Below are 14,054 nucleotides of genomic sequence, written 5' to 3' on the forward strand. Positions count from 1 at the left end.
TTTTTGCTTGCAAAACGAAGATGAAGATGTTTGATTTTTATTCAAATGTTTTATTGCTAAGCTTTTACTGACGTACTCATTTTTGAGTAGCTTTGAGCCTAACCTTTATCGAGAGTGAGTCTATTGGCGATAATGGTGTTTAAATTTCGTTATCTGAAACAAACTAATCTGCTAATAACTCAAATAATTATGTATTAGTGAATGACGATGATTGAGTGTCTGCGGTAATATCTGTCAATTGAGGGTGGGATTGTACTGGTTTTGTACTTCAGCCTAGGCTCAGATCTTATTAAGACAGTGGGTGGGTATTGTTGTCGGTGTAGTGTTTTTTAGGGGGGGGCGCTTGTTGTCCTTATTTAACATGGAATTGTAGAGGCTATAGTTAGCAAGCTTATGATTGATTTTGCAATTTCACAAAAGCAGTTAACAGATTGGGCAAACGACTTACAGTTAGTCGCCAATATCACTCAGTCGCATGCGGTGATTTTAACTGCGAATGCAGCGGGTGAATATCGTCAGTTAATTCAGTCTGAACGGTGCCAACTTGTTGATATAGAAGCTCTGGTTCGGCATTTTAATCATAAAGCTCATTTAAACCTCTATCAACATGCGACACCTAAAGTTAATACCCCATCCACTCGCTCCGCTTCCCATTATCCCTTCAACGAATCAAGTACCTTTAGCCATCATCAGGTTAATATTCCGTTGGATGTACGTCATGCTGCTGCATTCAAGCAAGCCTTGATCCCTGATGTAAAATCAACGCCAAAATGGCGTGATACCGGACTTGGAAGCTTAATTTATTTGCCTATCATCTGGAATTCTGGAGCGCATTTCGGGGTATTTTGTTTATATCATCATACTCCTTTACAGTTAGATGATAAGGCACTGCAACTCGCTTCCCTAACGGTTAATAGCCTACAGCTTAATTTGAGTGAGTTGCACAGGGCCCAACGACTGCAAATGGCCGCCTTGCGCGGTGATGCGAAGTCGATGGATGTTATTGACTTGCAGACCTTTATCGATAGTTTTGAAGAGCATATTTGGGTCAAAAATACCGACGGTGTTTACACCATTTGCAACCAAAGTGTTGAAAATGCGTGGGAGCTACCCCGCAGTGACATTATTGGCAAGACGGACGAAGAGTTATTTGGCAAAGCGATTGCGGATATTTTTCTTAATGGTGACAAACTTGCTATTGATACTGGGGCGCCAATTATTGTTGCCGAATGTTTAGATGGTGAGAATCAAAATAAACACTTATGGCTAGAGACCCTTAAAATCCCCGCCTTAACGCCCGAGGGTGAACTGGCGGGCGTGATAGGCATGACCCGTAATATCTCTAAACATAAAGAAGTGGAAGAACAACTTACCCTCGCTACCAATGTCTTTAAACACTCCCTTGAAGGTGTAGTCGTGACTGATAGGCACGGTAATATTACCGATGTTAATGGTGCCTTTTACGAGATTACAGGTTACTCGCGAGAAGAGTTACTTGGGCAAAATCCACGCTTATTTAATTCCGGCCGTCACGATAAAGCTTTTTTTGAAACCATGTGGAATCATTTACTCGATGCTGGTAAGTGGAATGGTGAAATTTGGAATCGACGTAAAGATGGCACTATTTTTCCGCAAAATATCACTATTAGCGCCATCTACGATGAGGTTGGGGAGATCCGCTATTTTGTCGCAGTTTTCGCTGATATCTCCGCTCAAAAACAGAGTGAAGCGCAACTTGCTCATTTAGCTTATTTTGACCCACTGACTCATTTGCCGAATCGCATGAAGCTGATGATGCAGCTTAAGCAAGAACTCAGGCATGCGAAACGACTTAATGCCCAACTAGCGACAGTCTTTATTGATGTGGATTTGTTTAAACACATTAATGACAGTTTTGGTCATAGTATTGGCGATGAAATGCTGGTGGAACTGGCTAAACGTCTTCGCAGCCAATTACAGGAGCAAGATGTGTTGTCACGTATTGGTGGCGATGAGTTTGTGGCGCTGATTTCCGGCATTCAAGGCCATGAGGATGCTACAGCGGCAATTAACCAATTGCGCCAAGTATTTGATCTGCCTTTTGTGGTAAGCACCGGGGATCATTTACGCCTTACCGCCAGTATGGGGATTTCCCTTTACCCAAGTGATGGTAGTAATGCTGATACGCTGCTACGCAATGCCGATGCCGCCATGTATCGCGCTAAGAGTGAGGGGCGAAATAATTATGCCTTTTACACTGAATCATTGACCAAAGAATCGATCGAGCATTTAAAGTTGCAGAGTGCGCTTTATGGTGCACTTGAGCAAAATTCTCTGTATTTGATGTATCAACCCAAATTAAATTTGGTGACCCGCAAAACCGTTGGAGTTGAGGCGCTATTGCGTTGGAACGATCCGATTTTAGGACAAATTTCCCCAGGGATGTTTATTCCCGTCGCCGAGAAAATTGGCTTAATTTACGATATTGGTTTATGGGTGCTTGAAACGGCTTGCCAGCAAGGTGTGCGTTGGTTGGCTGACGGTAAACAGTTTGGCCGCATTGCGGTTAACGTCGCAGGACAGCAGTTGCAACGTGGTTCCTTTGTGGAGGACGTGAAACGTATCCTAACGCAAACAGGCTTACCTGCAACGTGCCTTGAGCTTGAAGTGACGGAAAGTGTGATGATGAATAATCCGGATGTCGCGATTCGTGATTTAAAATTGTTAGGTGATTTGGGCATTGAGCTCTCGGTCGATGATTTTGGTACGGGTTATTCATCACTGAATTATTTGAAAAAACTTCCAATTCATAAGCTTAAAATCGACCAGTCTTTCGTACGAGACATTCCCTTCGATACCAACAATACCGCGATAGCTAAAGCTGTGATTGCCCTTGGTCATGCCTTAAAATTAGATATTGTTGCGGAAGGGGTAGAAACCACCGAGCAAGCCGAGTTTTTAACTCAAAATTTTTGCGACCAAGCACAGGGATATCTCTTTAGCCGCCCACAATTACCAGCGGATGTTGAGGCCTTTTTTACTGAAGCGGAATTGTTTACCAAACCTAAGTAGTGGTGTGGCTGTGACCGATAAGCATGATATTAAAGGCGCGATCGTAAACTGGTCGCAGTCAGTCCGGTCTGCTAACATTGCGGCATGATTGTTTTTGGTGATGTTTCATGTCTTTTAGTGCGCTTTCCTTAAATACCCAATTAGTTAACACCTTAGCTGAACTTGGTTATCAACAACCCACGCCTATTCAAGTTGAAGCCATTCCCGCCATTTTAGCAAAACAGGATGTGATGGCGGGGGCTCAAACGGGGACGGGGAAAACCGCAGCCTTTGCATTACCCATTCTGCAACACTTAATCGCTGATAACGAAAACCTTAAGGCGCCAAAAGCAATCCGCGCCTTAGTTTTAGTGCCAACAAGGGAGTTGGCACTACAAGTTCAGCAAAGCTATGTAAAATATGCGAAAGGCACAGATATTCGTGTCGGCATAGCCTACGGCGGCGTCAGTATCGAGGCGCAGCAAGCGGTGTTTAACGCCGGGATCGATGTGTTGATTGCAACCCCAGGCCGCTTGCTTGATCATTTACGTCAAGGAGCACTCAATCTTAACCAATTGAACACACTGGTATTTGATGAAGCCGACCGGATGCTTGATATGGGATTTATGGATGAAATCAAAGCCGTGCTTAAGCAAGTGCCTGCTCACCGACAAACCCTGCTATTTTCCGCCACTTTGGATGATTCGATTTTTAGTTTCAGCAAAAACCTTCTGCGTAATCCCAAGCTGATTGAAGTGGCTAAACGTAATACGACCGCGGCCCAGATAGAGCAGCGAGTCTATGCCATTGATAGCGATCGTAAAACTGAGTTTGTCAGCCATGTAGTCCGTAGCAAAAATTGGCAGCAAGTGTTGATATTTAGTCGCACTAAACAGGGAGTCGATAAGCTGACCACTCAGCTCAATCAACTCGGGGTGGCAACGCAAGCTTTCCATGGCGACTTGTCCCAAGGTGCGCGGGAAAAGGTATTGCAGGAGTTTAAACAAGGACAAGTGCAAGTCTTAGTTGCCACCGATGTGGCTGCAAGAGGGCTTGATATTGCTGAACTACAGTATGTGATTAATTTCGAATTGCCGTTTATTGCTGAAGATTACATTCACCGTATCGGTCGTACTGGCCGCGCTGGCAGTGCTGGGGTGGCCATTACGCTTTTTAGCCAAGAGGATGCGCTACTGCTAGAAGAAGTTGAGACGCTGCTTGATAAACGTCTGCCACAACAATGGTATCCCGGCTTTGAACCTGATTTTAACAAAATGCTCCCCGAGCCAAGACGCAATAGCAAAGCTGCTCAAAAACAACGGGCTAAAAAACGCGCCTTAGGTGGTAAAAAGCGCTAATTAAGGCGACAAGGTTATTTAAGCTTTTATTCTGATAGCGAGCCGCCCTTTGATAGGGCGGATAATCATTTCACCAATGGCTTTGCATGATGATTAAGTTGGACTTGTTGTGCTCGCCATACCGCTCGCGTTATTAACTAAAATACACTTCAGCCTGGTTATTGCGTTGTCGCTCTTCATTTTTCTCAGTAGCTTCTTTAATTAGCTCCACTTTTTGAGCTTGGAGTAATTCAATTTTTTTTGCTTTTTCCTCTTCGGATAAGCTGTCATCACCGGCTATTTTTGCTATCTCCGCATCTAGCTGTTTAAGCTTATCCCTATCAATGCCTGTGCGTTTATCGAGAATCGCCTGCATTGCGTCTTCTAATCTATTATGCGGCTTTTCAGTCTCTGCCGTACCGGCAATATGTTGCACATTAGCGGTGTAATGTTGTTTGGCATTAGGCGCAAGCTGACTATAGGTATCACTCGTTTCAGCATCTCGAGTCACGCCGCCAGATAGGGTGACTGTATCTTGCGGGGCTGTCATTTGAGCTCTCGGATTTTCCGCAGGGCTTGATACACCTTGCGTTTGCTGAGTTGGCAACGATTTTACTTGGTTCAACGCGATGGCCGCATAGCTATTGGGATTGATGACAGTCATTTCCTTATTTTTCCTCGTTGATTTTCACTTTCAGATGCCGCGCCAATGGGGCAAATAAATTAAGCAATATCAAGGCCAAACTCTGGCGACTTTCGTTGGATTTTTAGTAGAAAAATATTTTTATAAAAAATTGTACAAAAACTTGATCCTTGTACAAGAGTGGTCCGTAATAATATCTAAATTGATACAAGGAATCTCATTATGTACAAGTTTAATCCGCAACGTATTCAAATAGGGATCAGTGCCTGCTTATTGGGGGAAAAGGTGCGTTTTGATGGTGGTCATAAAAATTCCTCCTATTGTAATCAAGAAATTGCCCCATTTTTTGATTATGTTCCTATCTGCCCAGAAATGGCGATTGGCCTAGGCGCACCTCGTAAAAGTATTCGTTTAGTACGCGATGGTGAACAAATACGGGTACAGAGCGCGGATGGAAGTTTAGATGTCACCGAAAAACTCAATGATTTCAGTGAGCGCAAAGTAGAAGAGTTAGATTTTTTAGGCGGTTATCTACTAAGTGCTAAATCCCCAACCTGCGGGATGGAACGTGTGACAGAGTACAAGATTGGCACCAATAACGGCTCTAAATCCGGTATTGGCGTATTTGCCCGCAAATTGATGGAACGTTATCCCCATTTACCGGTTGAAGAAGAAGGGCGTTTGCACGATATGGTGCTGCGGGAAAACTTTTTTACTCGGGTCTACGCCTATCACGACTGGCATACAATGCGTCACGAGGGGCTGACTAAGCATAAGTTAGTGAAGTTTCACTCCCGTTATAAGTACTTATTAATGGCCCACAGTCCTAAATGGTATCGCGAGCTTGGACCGATTGTGGCCAATATTGAGGATATTGAAGCGACCGCTGACCGTTATTTCACAGGCTTTATGACCGCCTTAAAAATCAATGCGACCCGTAGAAATCATACCAGCACCTTGCAGCATATTCAGGGCTATTTTAAAAAGCACTTAACCAAGGAGCAAAAACAAGAACTGTCTGAAATGATTATGAAATATCGTCAAGGACTCTTGCCTCTGTTAGTGCCTATCACCTTGATTAACCATTACTTAAGACAATTCCCAACGCCATATATTGAAGATCAAGTGTACTTAAATCCCCATCCGGAGGAGTTAAAGCTGCGTTATGCCTACTAGGTTTTTGCTGATATGTGCGTTTGATAAAAATGGCTTAGCAGATACAAACCACGATTGGCGAAATGGTTTAGCACAACATGCTTAGGCCAACCAATCAGATTCATGAGTTAAGAGACAAAAATGGAAGATCATAATTTAGAGCTTGCAGCTGATAATCCCAGCAGTAGCGAATTGCTGCCGATCGGTGAGGTGTCGCGGCTTACTGGCGTTAATGCGGTGACATTAAGGGCATGGCAGCGGCGTTTTGGGCTTGTTATCCCTGAGCGTACTCCCAAGGGGCACAGGCTGTATACTGCCGAAAATATTCAACAAATCCATGAGATTAATGCATGGTTAGCAAAAGGCGTTGCCATCAGTAAGGTAAAGCCATTATTGATTAGTTCGGCTAAAGCGATAGATGTCGCGAGTGTGCAATCTCAATCGTCTGATTTTTGGCATGAGCAGATATTGGCGTTAAATACTGCATTTTTTGAGTTAGATCAGCTCAAGTTTCACCAAATCTTAGATGAAGCCTTGGGCTTATATCCATTTCAATTGGTTAAACAAAAACTGCTACAAGCTTGGTTTGCACAATTAATGCCTTTATTGGAGCCGCGTTTAGATGTGGAGCTGCTACTTGCTTGGTTAGACAGTGAGTTAGCTAGCCGTATCGGTGGGCGTTTAAGCGTAGCGGGGCTAGCAAGTTCGCCCCAGATTGCGTTAGTGCGTTTGCCTTATGTTACATCGCAAAAAAATACAGAGCCTACGCTTGCGCCCAGTTCAAGCCTTACTAACCGTTTGTATTGCCTTGCACTATTACTGGAACTTGCCGATTTAAGAGTCTCAGTGGTCAACTTAGGCGTGCAACATATCAGCAGTCTTGGGCTAATCAATAACAGGCTTAAGGTTGATGCGTTAGTGTTATTGCCAGAGGCGAATCACTCACTATCAAAGCAGACAGAGCTGCAAATGTTGCTGGAAACTAAGTCACTCGCTTGCTATCTCGTTGGCCCTTTCGCGCCGACACTAACCACTTTATCGGACTATATGGCCCCTAGCGTTACTGAGATCATTCTGCAAATAACGGCCGCAAAGCAGCAACATAAAAAACAGTATCGTAGACAGAAAAACCAGGCTAACGCCGCACTGATTGAAGGAGGGAGCGCTGATGAGCATTAATCAATGCGGTTTGGAGAAACAGGCGTTAATGTGGTTTCGCCAAGATCTGCGCCTTACTGATAATCAAGCGTTTACGGCCGCCTGTGATTGGGTAAGGCAACATCATGCCACCAAGCTTAAAGCGATTTACATTGCCACCCCAAGCCAATGGCGTCGGCATGATATCGCGCCAATTCAACTCGACTTTATTCAGCGGCATGTGAACCTACTGGCCCAAGGACTGGCGAGTTTAGGGGTTGAATTTGAACTCATTCAACTTGATAGCTTTAAAGATATTCCCGCATTTTTAACGGGTTATTGTGAAGAGCATACTATTGGACGGGTTTTTGCAGGACGAGAACCTGAGATCAATGAGCAAAAGCGCGATCAAGCTTGTATTGAAGCGGGGATTCCTTTGGTGCTTAGTGATGAACATTGCTTATTACCACCGGGAACGGTGCTTAATTTAAGCGGTGACATGTATCGGGTGTTTACTCCTTTTAGCCGCAAGTGGCGAGAGGTTGCCGCAAAGCAGCCTATTGTGCCGCTGGGTGTGCCAGCACCGCTTGGTCCTATCTTATCGGAGCCTAAGCCATTATTTTTTAAAAATATCGGCTTTGCTGATTCTCCGACTAACAAGAGCACTACGCCATCAGAAACAGGTTTAAATCAAACCATATCAACCCCGCTTATCTCGAGTGAACAGTGGGCGGCAGGTGAGGGGCAAGCCAAGCGGCTGCTTAATCAGTTTATTCAGCAAAAAGTGCAAGACTATAAGCAAGATAGAGATTTCCCCGCCATTGATGGCACCAGTGTTATCTCCCCTTATCTGGCGATTGGTGTGCTCAGCCCAAGGCAATGTGTCGCGGCGCTTTTACAACGTTTCCCTGAGGTAATGGTTGATGACACTAGCCCCGGGCGTACATGGCTAAATGAGCTGATTTGGCGGGAGTTCTACCGTCATTTGCTGGTGGCTTTTCCTGATTTATCCAAGGGACACAATTTTAATCGCCAAGCCGATCATGTGCCGTGGCGCAACAATCGCGATGAGTTTTTAGCTTGGTGCGAGGGCAAAACCGGCTATCCGATAGTGGATGCGGCTATGCGGCAACTTAATCAAACGGGCTGGATGCATAATCGTTTACGCATGGTGGTGGCGAGCTTTTTAACCAAACATCTGCTCATTGATTGGCGTTGGGGCGAGCGGTATTTCCGCCAGCATCTTATCGACGGCGATCTGGCGGCTAACAACGGCGGTTGGCAGTGGTCGGCAGGATGCGGTTGTGATGCGCAGCCGTATTTTCGGATTTTTAATCCTATGAGCCAGAGCGAAAAGTTTGATCCAGATGGCCGCTTTATTCGTAAGTACTTACCAGAACTCGCATCTTGGGGCGTTAAGCGATTGCATCAACCGAATCAGCAAAAAATGCCTTCGTTGTTTGAAGCACCGTTATTTGCATCGCAAGCGGATTATCCCTATGCGATTGTTGAGCACAATGCGGCAAGAGCAAGAGCGCTGACGGTACTGGGTGTGCTGAAAAAGGCTTAGACCACAAGTTCAACCTTAATACTTATCCCTTAGGGAGTGTCTGGATGATAAACCAAGCGAAGATTGAGCATAGCGGATTAGTAGATGATTTTATCAGCCTCTATCAAGCGTTAAATAAGGATAATCTGCATCTACTTGCAGAGGTCTATGATGACAATATTTGTTTTATCGATCCTATGCATCAAGTGAATGGCCTAAACGCGTTGACACAGTATTTTGCAAAGCTTTATCAAAATATCGGCTATATTCATTTTGAAATCAAAGAAGTATTACAGGATGACACCCAAGCATCGCTGTTTTGGCAAATGCAATATCGTCATCCTAAGCTCAATAAAGGAGAGATAGTTCGGGTTGATGGGATGAGCCAGCTTAAGTTCCATCAGCGCATTTATTTTCATCGGGACTATTTCGACCTAGGGCAAATGCTGTATGAACATTTGCCTTGTATGGGCGGACTTATTCGCTTGCTTAAAGATAGGGCGGCTAAGTAATGACCTCTTTGCTCACCAAAAAAATCAATACAGTGCTGATAACTGGGGCAAGTTCAGGTATCGGTTTGCAGTTAGCAAAGGATTATCTGGCCTTGGGTTGGCATGTGATTGCCTGTGGCCGTGACGCCTCAAAACTTGATTTGTTGGCGCAGAAGGAATTGATAGGCGCCACTTGCTTGAGTTTTGATATTAGCGATCGTGTTCAAGTCCAGCAGGCTGCTACTGAGCTAGGCGATATGCTCTCGAGCAGTGAATGTCTATTGGATATTGTGATCCTCAACGCCGGTAGTTGTGAGTATATCGACGATGCAAAACATTTTGATGATCAGCTCTTTGAGCGAGTCATTCACACTAACTTGATTGCAATGGGCTACTGTTTAGGGGCATTTTTGCCTCTAATGCCAAAAGGATCGAAATTAGCCTTGATGAGTTCCAGCGCGATTTATTTACCCTTTCCCCGTGCCGAGGCTTACGGCGCATCTAAAGCGGGCGTTAAGTACTTGGCTGCGAGTCTGTCACTCGATGTTGCGCAAGATGATATTCGTGTCAGCGTGATTTGCCCTGGATTTGTAGCAACCCCCTTAACCGCCAAAAATGACTTTGCCATGCCAATGCAAATTGATGTGCATGAAGCTTCGTTGGCGATTCGTGTTGGTATCGAACGCGGCGACGCAGAGATCCATTTTCCAAAACGATTTACTTATTTGTTGAAATTGATGTCATTTTTACCAGCATTTGTATGGCAAAAAATGATCCAAAGAGATAGCCAAGCAAAAGCGCTAAAGGACACCGGAAGATGAAAAATATTGCCATTGTAGGTACTGGGATTTCAGGGCTGACCTGCGCTCATCTATTGAGCCAGTCACACAAAGTGACTGTATTTGAGGCTAATGATTATATCGGTGGCCACACTGCCACTGTGGATGTGGATTATCAAGGTAAAACCTATGCGATAGATACTGGGTTTATCGTATTTAACGATAGAACTTATCCCCGTTTTGAGCGGTTATTAGCCCGCCTTAATGTCAGTATTTTGCCGACAGAGATGAGTTTTAGCGTGCACAATGCGCTCACTGGGCTTGAATACAATGGCCATCATTTTGCGAGTTTGTTTGCCCAAAAGCGTAACCTCCTGAATCCGCGCTTTTGGGCCTTTTTAAATGAAATTGTTCAATTTAATAAAAGCTGTAAAGCCATTTATCAGCTGGACCAATATCCTGATGCTAATTTAGGGGATTTCCTCGACAGAGAGCGCTTTTCAGCTTTTTTTGCGGAGCATTATATTTTGCCAATGGGCGCGGCGATTTGGTCATCGAGCATTGAAGATATGCGGGCTTTTTCGCTGCGCTTTTTTATCCGTTTCTTCGAGCATCATGGACTGTTAAATGTAACAGACAGACCACAATGGTATGTGCTGAAGGGCGGTTCACGCAGTTATATTCCTGATTTAATTGCACCATTTAAAGATAATCTCCATTTAAACAGCCCAGTTAGTGCCATCGAGCGCCATGATGATTGCGTCAAGCTTCAGGTTAATGGCGAGTGGCATGTGTTCGATGAAGTGATTCTAGCTTGCCATAGCGATCAAGCGCTTGGGATGCTAACCGATGCAACCTCCGCTGAAAAAGCTATTTTGGGCGACTTACAGTATCAAAATAATGAAGTGGTGCTGCACACGGATACCCGCATTTTACCTAAGCGTAAAGCGGCTTGGGCAAGTTGGAATTATCGCTTAGATGGCGATAAAAAACGCCCCGCCTCTGTGACTTACAATATGAATATTCTGCAGCGCCTACCTAGCGACGCGCCAACCTTTTGCGTAACGCTTAATCAGAGTGAGCTCATTGATGAGTCGAAAATTTTGCGGCGTTTCAACTATGCTCATCCAGTCTTTAACGAACGTAGTTTACAGGCACAGGCAAGGCGGGAGGAGATTTCTGGCAAAAAACGCACCCATTTTGCAGGGGCCTATTGGCACAATGGTTTCCATGAAGATGGTGTACGTAGTGCGTTAGATGTTTGCGACCATTTTGGGATCAGCCTATGAGTGAGCTCAATAGTGGTATTTACTACGGCACTGTGACGCATAGTCGCTTTACCCCAATAAAACATCACTTTAGCTACCAAATGGCGTTGCTGGCGATTGATTTGGATGAAGTTGATTCTATCAGTCGTATGGGGCGGATATTTGCTAGTCAGCGCCGCGCCTTGCTGAGATTTAATCCTGCGGACTATCTCACTACGTTTACCTCAAAGGACAATCTTAACCGCAAACTCGATATAGAGGAGCCGAGTGCTTCAGCCCTCAAGAGCCGAGTGTTGAAGCAAGTGGCAGAATTGGGCGGTGAAGAGCGATGTAATCGAGTGCTATTTGTTGGGCAAATTCGGCATTTTGGCGTGTATTTTAGCCCGGTAAATTTCTATTTTTGTTATCAAAATCAACAGCCTTTATACATGCTTGCCGAAGTGAGTAACACCCCGTGGGATCAGCGCCACTGCTATTTAGTGGATTTATCGGCTCCTGAAACAACGGATAAAGTGTTCCATGTTTCGCCTTTTATGAATCTTGATATGCGCTACCAGTGGCATGTTGCCCCACCCAGTGAACGCTTAAATATTGGTATAGAAAATCTGCCGAATCATTCAGGCAAGCGTTTATTTAATGCAACGCTTTCGATGACTCGCCAAGACATTAATGCCACATCACTTAGGACGCTGTTGTTTCGCTTCCCTTTTATGACGTTGAAAATTTTCGGTGGGATTTACTGGCAGGCGTTAAAGCTGTTCTACAAACGAGTGCCTTTTGTGCCACATCCTGCTCAAATGGAGAAATAATATGGAAAACACTGCATCGCAATCTTCAGTTGTTACGGCAAAATTGCCTGACAGTCTTGCCCGTAAGCTACTGCTTAAGGCATTAGAAAATCTCCCTAACGGATGTTTAACCTTAGTCGAGGGTGATAAAAGCTATCGTTTTGGTGAGCACCACAGTGAGCTACATGCAACGCTAGTCGTGAAGCATCCGAGCTTTTATCGTCAAGTGATGTTTTCAGGCTCCATCGGTGCAGGTGAGGGGTATATTCAAGGCCATTGGACCAGCCCTGACTTAACCAAAGTCGTGCAACTTTTTGCTCGAAATTTGCCGTTGCTTGACCAGATTGAAGCTAAATTTAGTTGGCTTACTGGCTCGATTAATCGCTTTAAGCACTTGCTTAATCGTAATTCTCAACAGGGCTCTAAGCGTAATATTCTTGCCCATTACGATTTGGGCAATGCGTTGTATGAGCAGTTTTTAGACCGTGAAATGCTGTATTCCAGTGCCTTGTATCCCCATAGCGAGGCAAGCCTTGCTGATGCGCAGCTACACAAGCTCAAAACCATTTGCGAACGGCTCGATTTAAAGCCGGGGCAAACCCTATTAGAAATCGGTACTGGTTGGGGCGCTTTGGCGATTTACGCAGCTAAACATTATGGCGTGCACGTTACGACCACTACCATCTCCGATGCCCAATATGCCTATGCTAAAGCGCGGGTCGAACGTGAAGGGCTAAGTGACAGTGTGACTTTGCTGACCGAGGATTATCGAAATCTTAGCGGTCAATACGATAGATTGGTGTCTATCGAGATGATTGAAGCCGTAGGTCATGAATATTTGCCTGGATTCTTTAAAAAGCTGGAATCATTGCTCAAACCCGAAGGGCGGATGTTATTACAGGCAATCACTATTTCAGATCAGCGTTACGATAGTTATCGTAAAAGCGTTGATTTTATTCAGCGATATATTTTCCCTGGTGGCTGTTTGCCTTCGGTTCACCAAATGGTTGGCCATTTGGCGAAGCGCACCGATATGCAGGTCTGGTCGATTGATGACATGGGCTTAGATTACGCCAAAACCTTAAAGGATTGGCACGACAACTTTGATCGTTCCGTTGCCAAAATCCAAGCCCTTGGTTATGGAGAAGATTTTATTCGCATGTGGAAGTTTTACCTCAGTTACTGCGAAGGCGGATTTTTAGAGCGCACCACAAGCACTGTGCATTTAGTGGCTGTACGTCCCGGGTATCGTTTACCTAATACGATTAACCGTAGTTAACGTCGCGCTGAGATGCTCCCTATGGTCAGATACATTCAAAATATGTCTAAGCTTCAAGGGGTTATTATCTACAACGCCTTGAGCTTTCAGTGTGTTTGGTGGAGTAGCATCTTATGGGGTAATCGAGTGTTGTTACTCAATATCTCATTGTTATTGATTCATTTTTTACTGTTGGCTTTGGTTGAAAACCGACAAGCTGTGTTTCGGGACTTCAGTACCATGATTAAGGTGGGGTTGCTGGGTATTGCGATTGATACCTTGCTCACTTTGTTCGGGATATTTGAGTTTACCGTTTTACCTTGGTGGCTTGCTTGTCTATGGCTGCATTTTGCCTTGAGCCTGCACCATAGCCTCATTTTTATGCGTGCTTTACCTATTATTTTGCAGGTTATATTGGGTGGTGTATTTGGCAGTCTTAGCTACATTGCGGGCGCGCAATTTAATGCGGTGACGCTTCCTTTTGGCGAAAGTATTTCCATGCTTATCCTTGCTGTTGTTTGGGCTATCTTATTGCCGCTGTTTATCAAAATATCCCGTAGTTATAGGCCGGTTAGGCGTTATGGGCTTGAACATCGTCGCTTGTGCGATCGTTAATTTT

Annotated in this window: 12 protein-coding genes; 11 read left to right on the plus strand and 1 reads right to left on the minus strand. The window is 44.6% G+C overall.

Translation table 11 applies throughout. The features are described 5' to 3' along the window. Window positions 1-393 precede the first annotated feature (393 nt). Together MMG82_RS07205 and MMG82_RS07210 are read left to right on the plus strand one after the other, a co-directional pair. On the plus strand, window positions 394-3,051 hold the full coding sequence (locus MMG82_RS07205; protein WP_241406672.1) for a bifunctional diguanylate cyclase/phosphodiesterase: 2,658 nt from the start codon (window positions 394-396) through the stop codon (window positions 3,049-3,051). A 107-nt stretch (window positions 3,052-3,158) separates the two neighbouring features. Beyond that, entirely contained in the window at window positions 3,159-4,388 is a 1,230-nt protein-coding gene (locus tag MMG82_RS07210; protein ID WP_241406673.1) for a DEAD/DEAH box helicase, read from the plus strand. A gap of 133 nt (window positions 4,389-4,521) precedes the next feature. On the opposite strand, the gene MMG82_RS07215 is transcribed toward MMG82_RS07210, so the two are convergent. Beyond that, complete coding sequence (locus MMG82_RS07215) at window positions 4,522-5,031, minus strand: hypothetical protein (protein ID WP_240293135.1); 510 nt, start codon at window positions 5,029-5,031, stop codon at window positions 4,522-4,524. Between the two features lie 201 nt (window positions 5,032-5,232). Between MMG82_RS07215 and MMG82_RS07220 the strand changes: the two genes are divergently transcribed. The 9 genes from MMG82_RS07220 (at window position 5,233) to MMG82_RS07260 (ending at window position 14,050) form a co-directional block, all read left to right on the plus strand. After that, window positions 5,233-6,186 (plus strand): DUF523 and DUF1722 domain-containing protein, encoded by a 954-nt coding sequence (locus MMG82_RS07220; RefSeq protein ID WP_241406674.1) that lies wholly within the window; start codon window positions 5,233-5,235, stop codon window positions 6,184-6,186. Window positions 6,187-6,306: 120 nt separating this feature from the next. Then, on the plus strand, window positions 6,307-7,344 hold the full coding sequence (locus tag MMG82_RS07225) for a MerR family transcriptional regulator (protein ID WP_047534851.1): 1,038 nt from the start codon (window positions 6,307-6,309) through the stop codon (window positions 7,342-7,344). Next, window positions 7,334-8,872, plus strand: coding sequence for a deoxyribodipyrimidine photo-lyase (gene phrB / locus MMG82_RS07230; RefSeq protein WP_241406675.1), 1,539 nt, complete (start codon window positions 7,334-7,336; stop codon window positions 8,870-8,872). Before MMG82_RS07225 ends, phrB begins: the two co-directional genes overlap by 11 nt. A 44-nt stretch (window positions 8,873-8,916) precedes the next feature. Continuing rightward, window positions 8,917-9,363, plus strand: coding sequence for a nuclear transport factor 2 family protein (locus MMG82_RS07235; protein ID WP_037428819.1), 447 nt, complete (start codon window positions 8,917-8,919; stop codon window positions 9,361-9,363). Continuing rightward, entirely contained in the window at window positions 9,363-10,163 is an 801-nt protein-coding gene (locus tag MMG82_RS07240; RefSeq protein WP_047534859.1) for an SDR family NAD(P)-dependent oxidoreductase, read from the plus strand. The genes MMG82_RS07235 and MMG82_RS07240 overlap by 1 nt, the downstream gene beginning before the upstream one ends. Continuing rightward, complete coding sequence (locus MMG82_RS07245) at window positions 10,160-11,410, plus strand: FAD-dependent oxidoreductase (protein ID WP_241406676.1); 1,251 nt, start codon at window positions 10,160-10,162, stop codon at window positions 11,408-11,410. Before MMG82_RS07240 ends, MMG82_RS07245 begins: the two co-directional genes overlap by 4 nt. Further along, entirely contained in the window at window positions 11,407-12,198 is a 792-nt protein-coding gene (locus MMG82_RS07250) for a DUF1365 domain-containing protein (RefSeq protein WP_047534867.1), read from the plus strand. Before MMG82_RS07245 ends, MMG82_RS07250 begins: the two co-directional genes overlap by 4 nt. 1 nt (window position 12,199) lies before the next feature. Next, window positions 12,200-13,456: a cyclopropane-fatty-acyl-phospholipid synthase family protein gene (locus tag MMG82_RS07255; protein ID WP_047534869.1), complete on the plus strand. Its 1,257-nt coding sequence runs from the start codon at window positions 12,200-12,202 to the stop codon at window positions 13,454-13,456. Between the two features lie 42 nt (window positions 13,457-13,498). Further along, a complete protein-coding gene (locus MMG82_RS07260) occupies window positions 13,499-14,050 on the plus strand; it encodes a DUF2878 domain-containing protein (protein ID WP_277622168.1) in 552 nt (183 codons plus the stop codon). Window positions 14,051-14,054: the final 4 nt, after the last annotated feature.

Origin of the sequence: Shewanella sp. MM_2022_3, from assembly GCF_022557375.1 — a bacterium.
In the GTDB taxonomy this organism is placed as follows: domain Bacteria; phylum Pseudomonadota; class Gammaproteobacteria; order Enterobacterales; family Shewanellaceae; genus Shewanella; species Shewanella xiamenensis.